The sequence below is a fragment of the Bacteroides sp. K03 genome, from assembly GCF_019734355.1.
Taxonomy (GTDB): domain Bacteria; phylum Bacteroidota; class Bacteroidia; order Bacteroidales; family Bacteroidaceae; genus Bacteroides; species Bacteroides nordii.
Genome location: NZ_JAASHC010000027.1, coordinates 48,960 through 71,385, shown reverse-complemented (window position 1 = coordinate 71,385; position 22,426 = coordinate 48,960). Strand labels below are relative to the sequence as shown.

Genomic DNA, 22,426 nt, shown 5'->3' with positions numbered 1-22,426 from the left:
AAAACCAAATCTTTTCAGAAGTTTTTTTGTTTATTCATTATCCGGTAATCCGCGCTTTCAATATGTCAATCTTAAAAGGCTTAGACTCTCTTGCTAAGCGGATGCAAAAGTAGACCTTTTTACAATATACGCAAAACATATCAGGAATTATTTTGGAATAAAAATGAAATTTTATCGTAATATGCTGATAAGCAAAGGTGTTGTAGAACATAAAAAAAGAAACAGGGAAAGAAAGAGAAAAAAAGGAACACATTATAATATATACGCGCGCACGTATACCAGGGGCAATAAATTAGCAAATACATATTCACGCATGGCAAATCCCAATGAGAACAGGCATCACCCTTTCAATAATAATGCATACTCTTTTTGCATTATTCTCTAACAATCTATTTTAAATGGCATCGATTTATAACCTCCCGTCTCCGATAATTCAGAAATTCAAAGTAGCTAAGCCCCGGTTTCATATGTACAAGACTTAACTTAGAAATACACTCTGTAAATTACAGCAGATAAGTAGTATATTATACTATCTATGAATATACATATATAACACGTTAAATACCAAGATCATACAAGTGATAATACACCTTTCTTATATTCATAACATCCGGATGTTGTTACCAAAAACACCCGGATGTTTTAATGTACAACACCCGGATGTTTTCTATAACAACATCCGGGTGTTGTGATTTCTTTATCTTTGAGTTATTCTCATATCGAAGCTATTGCTTATATATATAAAGGCATATTACTTACATATATAAAAGTATACTGATAAGGATAAGAGCATTGTACAAGTTGGATATTCTTTATAAAGACAGAAAGAATACGGGATTTTTCTTTGAAAATCTCATTCACAAGCAATGTGAATCTCTTATAACAATGGCTTAAGTTGAACCGATAAGATATATTTGACAGAATCGATTGAAGAATATGAATGGATGGCGAAAAAAAGAAAAAACCTTTCCGCTGTGGTAAAACTATATAAAAGATAGAATAATACCGATGGAAAGGTTTCATTTGAAAGAACTTACCTAATTAAAAAGTCTGTTTAAATTTTCCTCTTAAAAGTTTTTAGGGGATCATTTTGAAGTGAACGGAAGGGGACAGCTGCGAGTGAATTTTCCAGTATACATATAAACTCAAAAAGTAAATTCATGCACTGAAACAAAGTTGCTGTATAATAAAAAAATTCCTTGCCACATGTTTTCCCAAACGGTGGCAAGGATATTAAAAAACAAACATAAATTTACCAGTTAATTTCTTATAATGACTTTTTTGCCTTCAAGGAAATAGATACCGGCAGGAAGGTTGTTGACTGCGTTTTTACCTTCCTGAGCACTAACCAAACGAACCCGGATTCCATCCGCTCCATAGATTGAGATTAGGCGAGGTTTGTCGGTTTCAATATATAAGGTATTGCCTTGCGCATAAATATGAAGGGTATTAGCTTCTTTCAGAAGTATTTTCTCCAAAGCGGTGATATCTCCTCCGGCACCACCAATACTATACATTACCGGCGCAGCAGTACGAGTTTCTTTGCTGACTACATAGGCTTCAAAAGGAAGAACGTCACGAAGATTTCTCACGAAAGCGCTACCGGGAAGATTCTCATTGTATGCAGAAGAGTTGAGTGCATATACCGTATCATTAGCCGCAACAGTCTGATAAGCAGGTATGAGTTTATAGTTGGCGGTCTCTCCTATCGGCATAGAAGCGGGGGTGGCAGAAATTGTGATACCAACCTCATTTTCTGCAACAAAAGTAACAACTCCGGTTATGTTATACGCATCTTCATACGCGCTATTATTAGGCATTGAAACAATATAAGGTTTGTTTGCCTCCAAAACAGAAGAAATCACGTAACCGTCTGATGTCAGTTCACGAAGCCAAAACGGTTTTGCCCCGGAGGTATTACTACCAAAAGGAGCCAGTTCATCCTTTGTCTCATGCATAAAACGAGAAGCCGTGAAAGGAAGAACAATGCTTTGCCAGCCTGCTGAATTGTGTAGTCCACTCTCCATGGTGAAATCACGGGAATAGCTGATTTGTTTCGTTTTAAAAGGGCGTGCAATGTATATCGATGCGGAATCGACAAATGTAACAGATTCGATCTCGTCATTACGAATCACCTGTACCTTCTCCCATGATTCGGGCACTTTCACTGCATCAGAAAACAGGTACAAAAGAATATTATCAAAATACTTATACTCATTTAATGCAAAACCAAAAGCCATGTTATCAGGTATATCAATCTCCGCATCATATATAATGCTTTTCAGGTTCTTACAATTTTCAAACGCATAAGCGCCAATACTTGTAACACTCTTAGGAATATAAAGATATTTCAATTTATCATTACTATAAAATGCTCTTTTTTCTATTGTTTCCAGCTTGTCATCCAATATGACTTCCTGTAATTTAGTTGCAACAAATGCTTCTATCCCAATAGAGTTTAGTTTTTCAGGAAACTTAATAGCCTCTAAACTCAAACAACCATAAAAAGCATACGCTCCAATAGTTTGCAGATTATCGGGTAATACAATGTTAGCTATTTTTTGACAATTTTTAAAAGCATTGGCTTCTATCACTTGCATTGTATTGGGGATCCTGACTTCTTCCAGACTGACGCAATCAGAAAATAAGCTATTAGGAATTGTCTGCATCGTTTCAGGTAATGCCATAGGACTGTTTAGAGCAGAACAGCCGGAAAAAGCCGAAGGTCCTATAGTTGTTAAAGCAATTGGCAATTGTATATCAGCCAATACTGTACACCCTGCAAAAGCTAATTCACCTATTTCGCTTATCGAATTCGGCAACTGCACGGCAGGTAATGCCTTACAAGACTGAAACGTTCCGGATTCTATAATACTAACGCCTTCGGGTATTATCAAGGGAGATGATAATGCGTAACACCCATAGAAAGCCCTAATACCAATTGATCTAACCGTTGAAGGAATATTGATTTTCTCTAATTTAAAACAGTTCCAAAAAGCTTGAAATCCTATTGTCTTTAAGCCTTCTGGCAATACTATTGATGGAATAGAATTACAAGTACTAAATGCATTTTCTCTTATATCCACCACCCCTTCTGGAATCACTAATACCATATTTAACTTGGAACACCCTCCAAAAGCATAAGTACCTATCATAGTAAGAGCCTTGGGCAAATTTACAATTTGCAACAAACTATTACCATTAAATAACTTATCAGCTAAGAAAGTAAGCCCATCTGGTAAAGTAACACTTTCTAAATGGGTACATCCGTCAAACGTATCCGCTCCCAACATGGTTACTTTCTCCGGTATTATTATTGATTTTAACGCTGTTCTATAAAAAGCACCATCATATTGGAAACTATCAATCGTATCTCCGATTGCAACCAAAGTTGAAGGTAATATTATGTCCGATAACTTAGAACATTCAGAAAAGGCCCCCTTCTCCATAGTTTCCAATCCCTCAGGTAATTTCACTTCTGTCAGATTGATACATTTATTAAACATTTTTTGCGCAATGACTTTTACACGAAACGGTATATTTACAGAAACTAATGCTTCACATTCTTTAAAACAAGAAGCACCCAACGATGTAACAGTTTCCGGTATTTCAATATTTGTAATCTCAGTATTATAGAAAGCTGACTCCCCTATTATTTCAAGTTGAGAATTATCGGCAAAAGTAACTTCCTTTAAATTATAGCATCCCCCAAAACCAGAATTACCTATTGATGTAACCGTAGAAGGTATGTGAATTGAAGCCAGTTCTTCTGCATTTCTAAAGCTATATTCACCAATTGTTTTCAAACCTTCCGGTAGAATAACAGACTGAACTTTACAACGCGAAAAAGAAAAAGACCCAATATTCAATATATTATCTGGTAAAATGATTTTTTCTATAACATCCATTCCTGCAAACATATTACTCCAAAGAGAGGTCATGGTAGTCACAATAGAAGTATCCTTATCCTTTTCAGTAATTATACTTTGCTTCATATCCAATATCTTCAACACCGGCATTTCACGAATACAAGCAATATCTGTTTCATTTATGTATCCGGATAAAACCAACTCTGTAATAGTAGCTTGTTTGTCACCGACCAATACCTTCAATGTTCCTGCGGTTTCAACGTATATACTTTCAGCATTCAAATCAATAGAATGTATGAATGCAAATAAAATAGTTAACCAAAAATAATTTCTCATAATCTACTTCTTTTGAATAGTTCTTGTGTTTACAGGTGGCTCGTTATCATCTTCTCCCGGAATGATGGGAGCAGAGGCCAGCGTTTTCACTGTACGAGCATCACTATATGCTACTCCTTTTGCATTGCTGGCAAAAGCTCTTACATAGTAAGTAGTTTCCGGCGATAAATCTGTTATCCCGGAAGTAAAAGCCGGAGTATTATCTTTGGATAGTACACTCAAATCTCCCGTTGTGGGCAATTCATTGGTCGAACTGTAGCAAAAACCTCTGCTAAGAATAGCACTTCCACCATCATCTGCGACAGTGGCAGAAGCGTTAATAGTGGTTTCTTCAATAGTAGTGATTCTCAGTTCCTTTACAGCAGGTAAAACGACCTGTGTCGTTTGAAACTCATTCACCACTCCATACGCCGTTCCTTCTCCGTTAGTGGCATAAGCACGAATGTAGTATTTTGCATTGGGTTCGAGATCCTTCAAAACCCCGGTTATCGAACCTCCTGTTGAAGCGTCCGAAAACACTATTCCTGCTTCTAACGTTGGCTGGTTGTTTGTCGAGCTATAACAAAAGCCCTTAGCGGAGACAGAAATCCCCCCATCACTCACGACTGTAGCGACCGCTTTGGCAGAAGTTTCACCTATTTCACTTACAGTAGTTCCGCCAAGTGTAGGAATTACAGCAGCAGACCCTGTCTGAAATTCAGCGGTTTCACTATAGCTTATTCCTTTCTCATTTTCAGCATAGGCACGAACATAGTATTTCGTTTTCCCGGAAAGCCCTGTCAAGGCATAAGAGTACGCATCCTCTCCGGTTGAGACTTCACAACTGGCATCTTGTCCAAGCAAAGGAGAAGTCTGCGTATTACTCCAACAAAAACCTTTCCGATGAATAATGCCGGATCCGGCCGAAGTGACAGTGCCGTACAACTTTGCAGAAGAAGGGGTCACATTAGTGATTTCATTCATTTTTACAACAGGCAGGGTGACAGCCACCGTCCGGAAAACAGCAACATCACCATAGGACATCCCCGCCTCATTCACTGCGTAAGCACGAATATAGTAAGTTTGTCCTTCCTCCAGTCCTGTCAGATTAGCTGTAACCGCATTCCCTGCAGTGGAGGATGACACCTGGACATCCTGACTGTCGGGGGTATCATGAACCGTACTGTAATAAAATCCGCATGCTGTAATCTCACCGCCTTTATTCTTATCAATTGAGGCAGAAATAGATGCCGAATTTGCTGTTACATTACTCACTGTGGGATAGCCCACAACAGCCGGATTGCTCTGCACGGTGGTAAACTCCAGAAGTTCACCTTGCGCCCTTACTTCATTTCCGCCCTGCATGATCCTCGCCCATGCACGCACCCTGATTTTCTTGCCGGAAGGCAAAGAGGACATTTGCAATGAAAATTCTCCGGTCAACTGACTGATATTAGCACTCGGATAGTTGTCTATGATGACATAACTCATATCCGACAATCCCTCAAACCACTCCAGTCCGAATTCGATAAGAGAACTCAGATCGCTCACATTCACCTTTCCTCTTACTAACGCTGATGTCCGGCTGATATCCTCTACACTCAAGGTATTGACGGAAAACTCATTGTCTACTTCTCCTCCGGGGATAGTATACGAGAATACATCACCATAGCCAACACCAAGACTGCTGACAGCATATGCACGGATATAGTATGTATTTCCCGGCTTCAAGCCACCGATTGTTCCATAAATCGTTGTATCGGGCACTAATGAAATCTCTTTCAGATTGGCAATGGTAGGTTCTTGTACCTCCGAACTATAACAGAATCCTTTCTCTGTCACCAAAGTACTATTGGCCAATATACGTGCCTGCATTGTGATGGAGACATTGGTAGAGTCTTGCGGAGCACAGGAAGAAACAACGGGAAGATCAGTCGTCTTTGTTGTTACATAAGTTGTTGTACCATACCCACGCCCGTTGGAATTGATAGCATACGCACGCACTGCGTAGAGCCTTCCCGGTTTCAAGTCATTGATACGTACCTGATAGTTGGACACGTCGTCTATATTCTTTGTGTTGTCCTTCTCCGTAGGCACATAATTCGCATCTGTCGTCTCTTTTCCAGCAAAAGCCGGAAAGGAACATTTCACCTCCTCCGTCATCCAGCACAGAAGTAGATACGATAAAACTTTTCTCATCGGTGCCCGAGACCTGCAAATCACTAAAGACGGGCGTCTTGCTCTCTACCGTAGTAAAGCTCTTTGTCTCCCCCTTAGCAATACTGTATCCGCTATTGGCATAACTACAATAATAATATGTCTTACCGGGTTCCAATGCCTGAAGTTGCACACTGAATTTACCTTCATTGTCTGTGCCAACTTTCACTTCAGTATATTCTGCCATACTCTGCAACGTGGAATAAAGAACACCGTATTCTTTTACCACCACTCCTTCTGCCTTTTCCATGCTTCCTGACAGAGTAGCTCCGGTTCGATAAATATTGGTCGCTTCACCAGTCGCCAACTTCGGAGCAAAATTTGCAGGCTCCGTATCCTTTTCACAGGCTGCCATCACTAACAGCAGACTGCATATAATAAGATGTGTTATCTTTTTCATTTTTTACTTCCACTAATTAAAATATAATACCCACTCCAACAGTAACTTCATGATGCTTGAAATTCACAGTGTGAAATCCTACAGAAAGAGCAAACTTACCCAAACGCCCGATAACACCCAGTTCGGCAGCAACACCTACCGCCGAATGATCAGTATTCTTCACCAATTCACCTTCTACAGTTTCCCAAGCCAATGTACGGCTACCATACCCTGCACCTGCATAGAGATAAACGGGCTTCCATAATTGCCGCAGATAACCGGCAGTGACCGACAAACGGGCTTTCTGAGTGACTCCTTCTTTGTAATAGGGAGTACCCTCACCTCCGGAAGTCAACGCGCCGCTATCATCACACTCCAAATCAGCGGAAGCAGAACCGAAATCACTACGAAACTTTACATAAGCTCCGTTCTTGCGAACAAAACCAATCATACCGCCATAAGACAATTGTGAAGGATGATAACCTACTTCAGCCATCACCAGCATACGACGTGGCTCTTTAGGTTTAATCGTGGAAATCATTGTGAAGGTTTGCCCGTTTGTTTCTCCGGCGGAGATATTCACCACCGTATCTATAGGAAAGAAAAGATCTTTCTCTATACGAAGTCTATAGGAACGTATTGGCATACGGTCACTTTTATAAGGTGTTTGTCCTGCCAAAGTACCATCAATGTAAACATTGGCATCCTGCTCCGGTAAAGAAAAGACTTCGAGGTATCCGAATTTTGGTTTTAAAGTAACACTCATAATCTTCTGTTCACTCCCCAGATCGACGACTCCGGCTTCCGAAGCATACATCGGAGCTTCCACACGATAGGTATGACTACCTTTCTTCATGGTAGCCGTGAAGAGCCCTTTTTCCGTAGGCACCTTTTCATCATCTATATAGATAGTAGCATCAGCCGGGTCGGGGCGCATCACTAAAAGTTGTGTATTTGTATCTACAGGTTCGTGGGAAGTACCGTCATTGACTCGTACTTCCATTTCATAGACGGTAGATTTATCAATAATATCGGGGTAAAAGTAATTGCGTAGCACCCCATATTTGTCATGCATAATAGAAATACGGCGAGCGCCGCGAGGTACATAAAGCCAGATTTCGCCCGGTTTGTTTTCACGGGCAGTGATTCCTAAAGCGTCCGGTTCGAACATCAGATCTTTTACAGTAGTTACAATCCGGATCAGTGCACATACTTCTCCGTTCTGATCTCTCTTAGGAGCCGTGACGCGAGCTGTAATGTCAGTTTCCATTCGGTTAAAAGAAGCAACTTCTATTTTTCCTTGTGCATAGACCCACTGAGATAAGAAGCTGGTCAAAAAGAGGACTACTAAAAAGAAGCCACGCCTTGCTTGGTTTGTCATTGTGTATAGTTTTTATTCCGCCTGTCCTCTTTGACGGAGGTTAACTGCATAAAGAAGGCGCGAGGACTGTTAATTCTATTCTAAATCCGAGGCTCTGGAAAATGCCCATGTCATGAATAGACAACAATCCTCACGCCTAACTATAACGTTGGCGTGAGAAGACTGTTGCTATTATCCCATGACATTTTGAATTTTCCAGATTCCGAATTAGGGGATAATAACTTTACGCTTCTTGCGTTTTTTTCTAATATTTAAAAGTTTTGCTTATTATAACTCGCCACCACGAATAGCAAAACTATATTGCAAATGTATAACAATTTTCTATCACAGCCACAGCAAAAAGAAAAAAAAAGAACAAATTTATTATAGATTTATTCCCACGTACCGGAAAACCAGTACAAAATATTCTTCTACAAAAAAGAAAATAACATATTGCAAAGAGAATATTCTGAAGATAAATGAAACGATAATTCATAGCTGTACAGAAAAAACATATAGATAACCACTCAAATAGATTTCCAGTAAACAACTGATAATCATATATACATATATATAAAACATATACTTTTACTATACAAGAATGTACACTTCCGGTTATTCAATGTCACCTATAAAATTGCAATATTCTAAAAGCTTATTTCAATAAGTACTGTATCCTAATTAAAAGATAGTTTTATTGAAATGCAGACTATCACAAATTCACGCAAAGAATATCGACGCTCAAGTACAGCAAGCCATCTAATTTGCGATAATCTGCGATCATTTACGTTTTAATGAAAGAAAATAACAGGCTACCTATTGTTTTATTTTTACACCCAAAAAAAATTACGACAAGGTATCTATCAATGTCATTCAAATATCTCCATAAATTAAAATATCACAATATATCTATCAATAAAAAAGAATGTATATCACAATTAATTCACACAATATATTGAGTTGAAACAAAAAAAGCAACTCTCCATTACGTAATCTCTTTCTATTGTGGGTTCTTTAAGTAGAACTACCCATATCAGATTCGTTTATGATAAAAAAGTTAGCACCAAATACAATGAGAAACCCAATTCCCTTATCCAATCTAAAACGATGGAATGATGACTCGTAGAAAACTAAATCTAATAACATAGATAGAATAAAGTACTTCATGAAATACTATAAATATCCCTGCTACAATAAATGAAAACAATATCAATGAATCAATTCTGATCAATCAATTATAATAAATCTTATAACATGTACAACAGCTATCATTTTAATCAATCAATACTAAGAAACACCTTTATAGTGTTTGCGTTGGTTGTCAGCGCATTGCTTCCCGGTAAGGCACTTGCAACAGGTATTGATTTTCAAGTAAAGAATGTGACTGTACGCGAAGCTGTATTGAAACTGCAACAGCAATATGGATTTTCCGTAACAGTAGAATCGAATGACGTGGACATGAATCGTAAAGTTTCAGTCTCAGCTAAAAATGAATCTATTAGTACAATACTTAGCCGTATATTTACGGGACAAAATGTCACTTATACAGTGACCAACAAAAGTATTATCATCCAAAACCGGAAACAACCAACCGAGAATACCCCTGCGACCCCAAAGCCACGCCCGATTTCCGGAAAAGTGATAAATGGTACTGATAAAGAACCACTTATCGGTGTTACCGTCCTTAATCCCGAATCGGGTAAAGGCGTAATCACCAACGTGAACGGTGATTATTCCATTGAAGCGATTTCAGGACAAACACTGAAGTTTTCTTATGTAGGCTTCTCCGATGTTTCGATAAAAGTAGGCAATTCAAACGTCTTGAATATTACCATGACCGAGAATTCGACTATACTTAACGAAGTAGTAGTAGTCGGATTCGGTAGCCAGAAAAAAGTAAACCTAACGGGAGCTGTCGGGGTGATTGGAAATGAAGAGATCAACGGCCGCCCTGTCGCTTCCGCTGCACAAGCCCTGCAAGGGCTGGACCCATCGCTAAATATTGGCATTAATACCGGTAGAGCCGATTCAGGCTATGAAATAGATATTCGTGGTGCCGCATCTCTAAATGGAGGTACCCCACTTATTCTCGTCGACGGTGTGGAGATGGAGCTTAACCGCCTTAATCCTAACGACATAGAGTCAGTATCCATATTAAAAGATGCAGCAGCGGCTTCGGTATACGGTGCAAAAGCCTCAGCCGGTGTAGTATTAGTCACCACCAAAACCGGTAGTGATTCCAGCGTAAAAGTTACATATAACGGCCGTTTCGGTCTATTAAAGAACACCACAAGTACCGACTACATAACCAGTGGTTACGACTGGGCCAAAGTAGTTGACCGCTTTTTCTATTATTCGAATAAGGGGATAAACTATCTTAAATATGATGAGGACGATTGGAATGAACTCGAGATACGTCGCGGCGATAAGACCGAAAACCCCGAACGCCCGTGGGTAGTAGCCGAAGAAGACGGAACATACAAATATTACGGAAATTTCGATTGGTATGATTACATTTACAAACGTACTCGCATGCAACATGAGCACAATGTATCGATAAGAGGGGGAAATGACAGGGTAAAATACTACGTCAGCGGCCGTTATTACAATACCGAAGGGATTATGAACCTGCAAAATGACCCTTATGACAATTACAGTATTCGCGGAAAGTTAGACATTAATATTACAAAGTGGGCCCGCTTTAGCACCAATCTGAACTATTTTTATGGTAAAATGTGGTGGCCAGGAATGAAAAACCAGCAAACGACATTTCGTAATGTAACCATGGGTGGTTCTCCATTATTTGTCCCTAAAAATCCCGATGGAACAATCGTACATAGTACCGAAATAGTAAACCAAGGAGCCGGCGTACTTGGTGACATGAACCTGATGCTTACTTACGGCAAAACTTCCAACGAAGAGGTAGTGAATGAAGCGACAATTAAAAACAACCTTGAATTAGATATCGTGAAAGGTTTAACATTGCATCTGAGTCACGCATATCGTTTTTCTCATGAATTCGGACAATATCGCTATAACAATGCACCGTATTCTTCACATGAAGGCGTGATTTCATGGGAAACCACCAGCAAATTTCGTAACGAACTTCAAGAAACCAACCAATCGCTCTATAAACAGACATTTGAAGCATTTGCCGATTATTCGCACACTTGGAATCGGGTACACAATTTCAAAATTGTAACCGGTATGCAATATGACACCCGTTATTACCGCAAGAATGCGGTATCGGTCGATGGAAATCTTTCGGAAGACCTGAATGATTTCAACCTCTCTGCCGGATCGACTTATTCTGTCAGCGGAGGACAATCAAAGTACAAGACACTCGGTGTCTTTGGACGTGTTAATTATGACTATGACGGCAAGTATCTGTTTGAAGCATCCGGACGTGCCGACGGATCGTCACGTTTCTGGAGTCGTAACCGCTGGGGATACTTTCCTTCAGGTTCTGTCGGATGGCGTATCAGTCAGGAGAATTTCTGGGAACCTTTACGCCAGTGGTGGAATAATGCCAAAATACGTTTTTCTATCGGTAGTCTTGGCAACCAACAAGTATCGGACTACCTGTTTGTTCAAAAGATCAACACCAACCTCACCAGTGGAGATTTTACGTTCAATGGTACGGATAAGCTGACATATGCCCGTGAAGACGCCCCTGTAGCCAATGATTTGACATGGGAAAAGATAACGACGTATGACTGGGGAGTCGACCTTGCTTTTTTAAACAACAGACTAACATTCAGTGGTGACTATTACATACGCAACACCACCGATATGATGATGCCGGGAGCATCACTCCCCGGAGTTTACGGTGCAAGCGAACCGCGTACCAATGCTGCGGATATGCGTACTAAAGGTTGGGAACTCAGTTTCGTCTGGCGCGACAGAGCGACTCTGTTTAGCCGGCCGTTCTCTTATTCGTTGCGCGCCAGTCTCGGCGATTACCAGACCAAAGTAACCCGGTTCGACAATGATACCCGACTGATCTCGGAACACTATGTAGGTGAAAAACTCGGAGATATCTGGGGGTATAAAATCGACGGCCTTTTCCGTACCGATGAAGAGGCGGCAGAATATGCCCAAAAAGTTGACTGCTCCTACTTTACCAAACGTATCGACGCCACAGCCACCCGCAAGGGACTTCATGCCGGCGATCCGAAATTCCTGGATCTCAATGGAGATAATAAGATTTCCATCGGTAAAAACACGGTCGAAGATCCGGGAGATCGGGTAGTCATCGGTAATTCACTTCCAAGGTATTCTTATACATTCGGTGGTGATTTTTCATGGAACGGCATCGATTTTTCTATTCTGTTTCAAGGTGTGGGCAAACGCAACTGGTATCCCAGCTCCGGCCAAGCCAATCTTTTCTGGGGACCGTATTGCCGTCCGCACAATACATTCTTAAGCCAGCAATTGGTTGATCAGGTATGGAGCGAAGATAATACAGATGCATACTTCCCATTCCCTCGCGGTTATGAAGCATACTCTGACAATACCAATTCTCACTATACTCTGACATCACCCAATGACCGGTATATTCAGAACGTAGCCTATCTACGGCTTAAGAATCTGACAGTAGGCTATACCCTTCCGGTGTTAAAAAAATATCTCCAGCAGGTACGTATTTATTTCACCGGAGAAAATCTTGCTTACTGGTCGCCAATGAAGAAATACTGTAAATACATTGATCCCGAAGCAGCTGTTTCGTCTTCGTCTTACGTTGAGAATTCCGGTGAAGTATACAATTTCAGTAAGGTATTCTCATTTGGCATCGATATTACATTCTAAAAAACAAACCAGCTATGCGTACTATAAAATATATATTCATATCCGCCACCTTATTAACAGGCATTGTATCGTGTGACCTTAATGAGTTTCCTAAGGATTCCATCAGTCCCGACACCTTCTTTCATACAGAATCAGAGTTGGAACTTTATACCAACCAGTTTTATCTCATGGAACCTACCGCAGTCAATCTGTATGACGAACCATCCAACCTGATTGTTGATGGTCTGTCTCAGAGCGATGTCGTAGTAGGACTGACACGTACCGTTCCTTCCTCCGGCGGGGGATGGTCATGGTCTTATCTGAGATATATCAACTATTATCTGCAAAATTCCCATCGCTGTAAAGATGCATCCGCTCGCAAACGCTATGACGGTGTTGCCTATTTCTGGCGTGCCTACTTTTACTTTGAAAAGCTGAAACGTTTTGGCGAGGTACCATGGTATGATCAGGTATTGGCTTCCGACCAAGACGAACTTTTGGCCAAACCACGTGACAGCCGCGACGTCATCATAAATCATATCATAGAAGACTGCAACAAAGCTGCAGAAAGCCTTCCTACATCATCCTCTATTTATAAAGTTTCACGTTATGCAGCCCTTGCATTAAAATCACGTGCATGCCTTTTTGAAGGAACTTTCCGTAAATACCATGCCGGCCACACATTTAATAAAAGCAATTTACCTTATGAAGCTATCTTGCAGGAATGTGTTAATGCATCGCTTGATATTATGAATGATAAAAAGTATTCCATCTACTCGACAGGGAAAAACCCTTATTATTCACTCTTTACTTCAGAAAGCGCCATTGCACAGGAAGTAATTCTTGCACGTTGCTATGGAGGAAATTTCGCACATGCAGTCGACGCCTATGCATTAATGCCCTCCAAAGGCATGGCCGGTTACACCAAGGCACTCGTTTTCTCTTACTTAATGCAAGACGGCAGTCGCTTTACCGATAAAGCAGGATGGGCAACGATGCCATTTACCGAAGAGACTAAAGAACGCGATCCGCGTCTTGCACAAACAGTATTGACACAAAATACCCAATACATCGATGGTACAGAAGGAACCTTCAATTTTGCCAATACCGTGACAGGATATCCGATGCTAAAGTACATTTCAGGACCCAATTTTGTCAATGCTTCGACAATAGATATACCTATTTACCGTATGGCCGAAGTATACCTCAATTACGCCGAAGCCAAAGCCGAACTGGGAACATTGACACAAGATGACCTCGATCACTCCATCAATTTAATCCGTGATCGCGTAGGAATGCCCCACCTGGACAAATCAGCAGTAAATGCCGATCCTGACCCGTTCCTCACATCTGAACTTTATGGATATAAGAATGTGGATAACGGTCCTAACAAAGGAGTCATTCTTGAGATCCGTCGGGAGCGTTCGATAGAAATGGTAAACGAAGGCATCCGTTTTGCCGATTTATGCCGCTGGCGTGAAGGCCAACTTCTGGCCCAGCCATTTTATGGACCCTATGTACCCGGTGAAGGCCGTTATGACATGGATGGCAATGGAAAAATCGATTTTGTGGTTTATCTGGACCGCCGTATTCCCGCTCCGGGAGTAACTCCATTAAAAATAAACCAAGACATATTCCTGTCAGAAGGAGAGACCGGTTATATTCTGGCTCACGGACAATTAATGAGGGCCTTCAACGAGGACCGAGATTATCTCTATCCAATCCCAAGTAATGAACGTACACTTACCAAAGGTATGATTACACAGAACCCCGGATGGGATGACGGACTAAATTTTTAACCACATCTTATTCGCAAGTCAGTTATTATTAAGTTTTAAATTACAAGTAAACAGTATGTTAAAAAGAAAAATAATCTATGTATGGATATCTGTCTTAATGGTTTCCGTAAGTGGCTTTTGCATGGATACCATGAACGAAGACAAAGTACATACTCCGCAAAAATTGCGAATAGGTACAACTATAAGCGTTTTCGGCGGTTTGCAAGGGTTAACCTATGAAAACCTGAAAGAAGCACGGTCTGCGGGTATCTCTGACATAGAAATTTCTCTCACCGGCTTAGTAAATGGAGATCATCCTATTCCAAATGCCGAATTAAAAGAGAAATTCCGCCAGGTAAAACACAATGCTGACAGTGCAGGGATCAACATCTGGTCGATACATATGCCTTATGGGGCCGACTGTGACCCGTCACACATTGACGAAACCATTCGTTCACACTCCGAAAATGCCTACCGTAGCTACATCGATGTCGTCAGCGTATTGGAGCCGGAAGTAATCCTGTTCCATCCAAGCTGGCGGTTAGGCCTCAACGAACGCAAGGAACGCATGAGCCAACTGGTAAAAACCATCACTTCCCTGAATAAAGATGTAAAGGAGATAGGGGCCATCATTGTATTGGAAAATCTTCTCGGATACAAATTACTTCGCAGTCCCGGGGTAGAACGCCCGTTGGGCCGTACTGTCGAAGAGATGGTTGAAATTATGGATTTAATGCCGGCTGATGTTTATGCAGCAGTCGACATGAATCACATCAAAAATCCCGAACTGCTGATCGCTGCACTCGGCTCTCGCATAAAGAGTGTCCACATTGCCGACGGTGACGGAGAGAAGGAGTGTCATCAGCTCCCGGGACGCGGGAAAAACAATTGGGTTCTTATTCTTCAGGCACTTGATCATGCCGGTTACACTGGTCCGTTCCTCTATGAAATAAGAGCAAAAGAAGTAGATGGATTTACAGATCTTGTCACTGCCTATAATCTGCTTTATGAAAATTATACAAAGTCTTTACAACCGTAAGGAGGCTGTTGTCAATACCTCCTCAAACGTATAAAAACTCCAAGTGATTTTACCAATACATTATTAACAAATCTATGAGAATTATGAAACTAAAACATTTCTTACTCTGTGTGATGGGAATTTTGATTCCTACAACCGTTTTTTCGGCTGAATACTATGTCGTACCGGGGTTACGTGCTACAGGCAACGACGGTTCATCCTGGGAAAAAGCGATTACCATGTATGACATTTTCGAAAATGATGCCGCTGCTGCAAAAAACGATGAGGTATCCAAGTATAAAACCGGAGACGTATTCTTTCTTGCAGGAGGAACCTATTACAATGCTACCAGTCCCGGTTCCGATGCCGGGCGTATTTATCGTGGCTATATTTTCGTTGGAGGATGTGATCAAAGTAAAGGTGTGGTTACTGAGTGGCCTGCCTATCCATCGGCAACACCTACAATTTTCTCCGGTGACCTCGACGAAAACGGAGGACCGAGTGCAGGCGACCTCCGTAATTTAATTCATGTGCGTCAGGCTCGGAATGATGCTGCCGAGAACCTGGCCCACATCTGCAAACTGATAGGTATCGATTTTACCTGTTCATATTCTCCCGAAGGTTCAACTAACGCAAGTGGAGCAGTTTATTGCACGCAGGGAGCCATCGAACTTCAATATTGCAATATATATAATAATATAAGCAAAGGCGAAGGTACGGGAGACGGAATCGGTGCCGGTATCCACATCTATGGCGGACTTTATCATATAAAAGACTGCAATGTATACAACAACAAAGCGCATAAGACCGGAGCCGGATTCCGGTGTACTTCCCGCAGTTCTAAGAAAGCGAATGGCGTAATCGAACGTTGTTATTTCGGTAATAATGAAGTAGAATCCCGTTACGGTGGTGCCATCGCCCAATCTTCAGGAGAAAATATGTGGATCATAAATTCCACTATTGTTGACAACAAGGCCTTTTACGAAGGTGCCGGAATCTGCGCCAATGGCAGCTCCTTTGATGATGATGTACGTGCAGTACATATCATAAACTGTACAATTGCCGGCAATACATGCGCTGCCGATCCTTCGGAACTATATGCTGAAGATACGGAAACCGGTACTGTCACTAATCCTGGTTCATGGTTGGGATCGCAAATACGTATTGCCTGTGATCCGGCAGTGAATATCTGTAATTCCATTATTGTCGGACGCGAAGATGACGGTGCAGTTGCCAAAGCCGCTATCGTTCTTACCGGTACGGAAAAAACACCCTCCAGCGCCTATTTAAATTCGTATGGTGGCAGCATATTAGGCACGTTCGGCTCGGTCATGAATTCTCCAACCATTGCTATCAACTGGAACAATGATCACATGGATGGCAGTAACCCGAATACTTATTCCAAGATATTCGGCACAACCACAGCCGGCGAAAACGGCGGATTCACCAAGACGCTGAAACCTGTAGATAATGGCATTCTCGACCAACTCGGAGTTTACGCCCTTTATGGTTTCGAACTTGGAGAGTACATCAAGACTCTAAAAGATGAAGGCAAATATCTCCCGTTCGAGATCGACGTTACTGTAGACCAGACCGGTTCGAAACGTAGCCAGGAAGAGATTAACGGTGAAACGGCTCCGGGAGCCTATGATTTCTTGACCAATCATGGGACCGGTATTGCCGTTACGAATTCTCCGATGTCCTCTCTCAAATTACAAGTATCAGGTGATGGTACCTACCAGATTGTAGGACTCACCGACAATGCTACGATACATATTTATAATTTACAAGGTATACGTATCCGGTCTATTACCCAAGGTAACACGATTGACCTGCGTGATCTCACAAAAGGCATTTACATGGCTAACGTGAACGGACAAACGTTCAAAGTTGCCAGATAATATTGTAACTAATCTATTGAACAGGTCCGTCTGCTTTCCGTATCTGGAAAGCAGTCGACTTGTTTGTTTTATAAATCATTATTATATGGCTTTCTATCATATCAAATACAGACTATTCGCCATTCTATGGTTATTTTTATCGACCCTGTCGACGGTCGGCATAGCCAATACCACGACTTTAAACGTCGGATGTTTCAATATCCGTTTCAAAACGAGCGCCGATCAGGGAGAGCTAAGCTGGAACAACCGTAAGAGTTATGTTGCACGGACAATTATCGATTTCAAATACGATATTGTCGGAGTCAACGAAATGAATGCCGGTTCACAACAAGAGGACATGAAAAGTTTACTTCCGGAGTATTCATTCGTAGAATGGGGAGGAAACTCATCAACAGTGCCCAACCAGGGAACAATCAATGCGGTATTGTTTCGTACCGATAAGTTCGATCTGCTTGAAGAAGGACATTACTTTTTGTGTACAGACCCCTCGAAATCACTACTTTCGTGGGATAACAGCAGCGGGAACAAACGTTTCACCGTATGGGCCAAGCTGAAAATCAAGGAAACAGGCGATATCTTTTATTATTTCATCACCCATCTCGATCATCAGGGAAGTGATGCCCGCAATGAAGGAACGCGCGTTAACATGGAAAAAGTACGTTCCATTTCCGGTCATTACCCCGCCATCATATGCGGTGATCATAATTCGTCGGCCATACGTTATCCGTTCTATGACCTTTGCAGTGCCTATATGTCAGACAGTCGCAAAGTATCGGAAACCCCATTCCCATGGCCTAAGGACGGCACCTTGTGCAAATGGGATCCCGAGAAAAAAGATGGGACCAGACTGGATTATGTATGGGTAAAAGGGATGAAAGTACATACATACAATCACATCAATGAGACTTTCGGACGCGGCGTCACTCCTTCCGACCATTTTCCCGTGATAGTGAACGTCTCATTAGAGCCTTTCGTGGCTTCCCATACCCGCTATGTCGATATAAATGCTGCTGATGGTGGCGATGGAAGCAAGTCAGCGCCGTTCCGTAATATCCAGGAAGCTGTCGATGCCACTTGCAACGGCGATACCATTTACGTTGCCCAGGGATATTATACCGTAACCGAATCGGAGCAATTTAAAGGTCGGGACGCTACACTCAATATTCCTCATTCTCTGGATATATTCGGCGGCTACGACTCTGCATTTAAAGAAGTGACAGGGCGTACAGTTCTATCAGGAGATATAAACGGCGATGATGAAATCGCAGACGGAGTATGGACCGGTAATGCAGAAAATGCTTATCATGTAGTGACAGTTCAGAAATACTGCGCACTGATGCTTTGCAATTTCGAAATAGTCGGAGGAAACGCCAACGGAAGTGCTACCACAGGGGCAGGTATCGCCGGTTTGGGTTCCCGACTGATACTCGATAATGTGATCATCCGCAATAACCAGGCCACAGGTCAAGGTGCCGGAATCTATGCAGCCGGCCAATTGTTATGTACCAATTGCCGGTTTATCCGTAACGTCTCCTCAGCCAACGGCGGCGCTTATTTCACTGCCTATGCCGGTGTAGAACTATGGTGGCGCCATGCAATGACCGATTGTTACTTCTCGGAAAATGAAGCAGTACAAGGTTCTGCCGGATACCATTCAGGATACTCGTGGGCTTACCTGGGACACAACACTTATGTCGATAACAAGGCAACTTACGGAGGAACCGTCTCACTCAACGGAACAGCTTATGCTTCTAAAACGACTTTTGTCAACAACACCTTTGTCAATAACCGGGTAGAAGCTATCGGCGGTGTCATTAACGAAATGAAAGGAGGATCGGCCATCTATGCCAATTTGAACGTAGCATCTACAATTTCGATCGTCAATAATACGATTGTCGGAAACCATGCATCATGCTACAAAAACGGTACACCTACCATCGACTTTTATGGTGCAGCCGTGCATATTTACAACGGAACACCATTCATTTTCAACAACGTGATTGCCGGAAACCGCTCCACTTCAGCGCATACTGGTGATGTTTATAATGCAGGACAGCTGGCAACTACCGGTTATAACATCTTTTCGAGTGCCGATAATATAAATATAACACCGGCAGAAACCGATATTTTAGGAACCTCAGTCGATTCATCCATCCTATTGCTCGGTAATATGCTCGAGAGTAACATAGTAGAAGGAGATATTATCCCTGTTCTGGCATTAAACGGTGGTCCGGTTGAGACAGTCAAAGTGAAAAGACGCTTTTTCGGATCGAATGCAATCAATGTGCTGCCGGCATCTCAATTGGAAGAAAAATTATTAAAAGGAGATGTAGACAACACGATTGAACTACGAAACAAACTGATATTCGACCAACGAGGAGTAGAACGTTTGACCGATGGAACCTCATCGATCGGTGCGTATGAATATAGAAGAGAAGGTACGGGTATTACCGAAACAGCAAGTGTCGCCAATCCGGTCAAAACATACCAGAACGGTTCAATTTTATATCTGTCTACTTCTATGACATTACAGGATGTGAAAATATTCTCCATGACCGGATCAACGGTTATTCTTCTGGGCGAAGTTACCCCAGGAGAGACTCCGGTCAATGTTTCCCGGCTTTATCCCGGAGTATATATACTATCCTGGAAAGGAGGAACTTCCCGGTTTATAAAAAGATAAATAAGATTATCTGCCAGTAAATTAAAAAATCACCCACGCTGCAACTATTGGAGCGTGGGTGATTTCATTGAAAGGAAAGTTATAGCACACTCTCCATCTTTCTTTTTACTCCGTCGATGAAATACAAGCTGCCCATCCCCCACCCGGTGCGAGTCGGACAACAATCTCATTCTGTTCCAATACTCCGAACGTTCTCTGGTAATCCTGAGCTGCCCGATGGGCATTTACTCCATCACTGAATATCTCGATCCGCTTCCCGATGCAATCATCCGGTAATCTCACCTTCAGTTCACGGGTATCCCAATTCCCCAATGCTCCGATATACCAATTATCACCTCTACGCCGAGCCACGACAATATACTCGCCAACTTTACCATCGAGCACGAAAGTGTCATCCCAAACTGTGGGAATCTGGGATATAAACCGGATACACTCCTGTTCACGCATATAATTGGATGGAGAATCACAAAGCATGTTAAGCGGAGAATCGAAAACGACATATTCTGCAAGCTGATGGCAACGGGTGCCCTGACTCATCGGATTACTCCTGTTCGGAAAATATCCACCTTTGACACTATTGCGCATCGCTCCCTGCGTATAATCCATCGGACCAGCCACCATGCGAATGTATGGCAATAAAACATCGTAAGAAACCATATCGACATCGGGCTTGGACCATTTCAACTGTTCAAGCCCGAATACCGCTTCATAATTGATCACATTGGGATACGTGCGTTGCATACCCGTTGGTTTGGGACAGCCGTGAAAATCGACAAGCATCTTATGGGCTGCGCATACCTCAGCCGTACGGTACATAAAATCAATCATCTCCTGGTCATCACGATTAAGGAAATCTATTTTAAAACCTTTGATACCCATATCGGCATAATGCGATACGACCTTTTCCAAATTAAGTTCCATCGCCAGATAACCGGCCCACAAAATAATATCAACTCCTTTTCTCCTCCCATGATCTACTATTGCCTGAAGATCTATTTCCGGGACGACATCAAGAAGATCACACTTTCCCTTAGTAGCCCATCCTTCATCGAGAATAACATACTCGATGCCGTTTTCGGAAGCAAAATCAATGTAGTATTTATAAGTTTCCGTATTAATGCCAGCCTTAAAATCTACTCCATAAAGCCCCCAGTCATTCCACCACTCCCAGGCAACCTTTCCCGGTTTGATCCATGACCGATCGGTTACGCGTGACGGAGCCGCCAACCGATATACCATATCGTTTTCCACCAACTCTCCGTCGCGACGTGTAACAATGAAAGTCCGCCACGGAAAAGTCCGCGGTGCATTGATCTTCGCAATATAGGGATACCGCGAAGTAACCAGATGTTCAAGATCATTATGTCCGCCCTGTACCACACTTTTCGGATAAGGGGCAAAGACTCCTCTCAACTGCGGTCTGCAACTATCTGTCGCTAAATACATTCCGGGATAATCTTCAACATCGGCTTCGGCAATACACAATTTTTCGCCATACTCCAGATTGACAAGTATCGGTGTAAACAACAGATTGTTTTCATCGAAATCCTTCAACGGAAGATACGTATACAGATTTTGCATATCATTCCAAAACTGCTGTTCACGGGTGGCGTCCTTTCGTTTCTTACGGTCACGTACATACGGAGCCCATGTCTCAAAATTCTGAGATAACCGATACACTGCCTTTTCATTCTTCACTGTGTACTCCTCCGAAAGTGAAGATACAAAACGATAAGCCATTCCGTCATCATACATCCGGAATTCGATACTGAAACCGGCAGTCGTGGTCAATATCAACCGGTTATATTTATCTCGCACCTGTGATTTCTTATACAGTGGAGAAAGAATCACTTCATCAACAGACGAGCGTTGTACTTTTTTCACTTTCATATCGGCCCCCCAAACTGTGCCATTCATCCATTCCATAGCAATGGTCGATGGAGACAATATTGATTGGTGTTCATTGGAAAGAGTGAACGTAAGACTATCACCGACATTAATTTCACTCGTAAGCCTCCCATCAGGAGAGCCCAGTTTATATTCGGCAGCACCAGCTATTGTAACAGTGAAAGCCACCATAAACATCAAAAAAACTTTCTTATATTTCATCTTTACAAA

10 protein-coding genes are annotated in these 22,426 nt (G+C 42.0%); 5 read left to right on the top strand and 5 right to left on the bottom strand.

The annotated features are described in order from the left end of the window. Window positions 1-1,259: 1,259 nt before the first annotated feature. From HCG69_RS16100 to HCG69_RS16090, 4 genes are all read right to left on the bottom strand, one after another. Entirely contained in the window at window positions 1,260-4,205 is a 2,946-nt protein-coding gene (locus HCG69_RS16100) for a leucine-rich repeat domain-containing protein (RefSeq protein WP_221650879.1), read from the bottom strand. Between the two features lie 3 nt (window positions 4,206-4,208). Beyond that, on the bottom strand, window positions 4,209-5,549 hold the full coding sequence (locus HCG69_RS20755) for a fibronectin type III domain-containing protein (protein WP_255586152.1): 1,341 nt from the start codon (window positions 5,547-5,549) through the stop codon (window positions 4,209-4,211). 664 nt (window positions 5,550-6,213) lie between these two features. Further along, the gene (locus HCG69_RS20750) at window positions 6,214-6,801 is read right to left on the bottom strand and encodes a fibronectin type III domain-containing protein (RefSeq protein WP_255586151.1); all 588 of its coding nucleotides are present in this window, start codon (window positions 6,799-6,801) and stop codon (window positions 6,214-6,216) included. Between the two features lie 16 nt (window positions 6,802-6,817). Next, a complete protein-coding gene (locus tag HCG69_RS16090; RefSeq protein WP_025866983.1) occupies window positions 6,818-8,161 on the bottom strand; it encodes a PEGA domain-containing protein in 1,344 nt (447 codons plus the stop codon). A 1,233-nt stretch (window positions 8,162-9,394) separates the two neighbouring features. Here HCG69_RS16090 and HCG69_RS16085 point away from each other — a divergent pair. From HCG69_RS16085 to HCG69_RS16065, 5 genes are all read left to right on the top strand, one after another. After that, the gene (locus HCG69_RS16085; protein WP_195349172.1) at window positions 9,395-12,949 is read left to right on the top strand and encodes a TonB-dependent receptor; all 3,555 of its coding nucleotides are present in this window, start codon (window positions 9,395-9,397) and stop codon (window positions 12,947-12,949) included. Between the two features lie 14 nt (window positions 12,950-12,963). Further along, window positions 12,964-14,727, top strand: coding sequence for a RagB/SusD family nutrient uptake outer membrane protein (locus HCG69_RS16080; protein WP_221650878.1), 1,764 nt, complete (start codon window positions 12,964-12,966; stop codon window positions 14,725-14,727). A 55-nt stretch (window positions 14,728-14,782) separates the two neighbouring features. Beyond that, window positions 14,783-15,745: a sugar phosphate isomerase/epimerase gene (locus tag HCG69_RS16075; RefSeq protein ID WP_025866982.1), complete on the top strand. Its 963-nt coding sequence runs from the start codon at window positions 14,783-14,785 to the stop codon at window positions 15,743-15,745. An 83-nt stretch (window positions 15,746-15,828) separates the two neighbouring features. Further along, window positions 15,829-17,625: a T9SS type A sorting domain-containing protein gene (locus tag HCG69_RS16070; RefSeq protein WP_195349170.1), complete on the top strand. Its 1,797-nt coding sequence runs from the start codon at window positions 15,829-15,831 to the stop codon at window positions 17,623-17,625. An 85-nt stretch (window positions 17,626-17,710) separates the two neighbouring features. Continuing rightward, on the top strand, window positions 17,711-20,308 hold the full coding sequence (locus HCG69_RS16065) for an endonuclease/exonuclease/phosphatase family protein (RefSeq protein ID WP_221650877.1): 2,598 nt from the start codon (window positions 17,711-17,713) through the stop codon (window positions 20,306-20,308). A 105-nt stretch (window positions 20,309-20,413) separates the two neighbouring features. Here the strand turns inward: HCG69_RS16065 and HCG69_RS16060 are convergent, their stop codons facing one another. Continuing rightward, the gene (locus tag HCG69_RS16060; RefSeq protein WP_025866979.1) at window positions 20,414-22,417 is read right to left on the bottom strand and encodes a glycoside hydrolase family 97 protein; all 2,004 of its coding nucleotides are present in this window, start codon (window positions 22,415-22,417) and stop codon (window positions 20,414-20,416) included. Window positions 22,418-22,426: the final 9 nt, after the last annotated feature.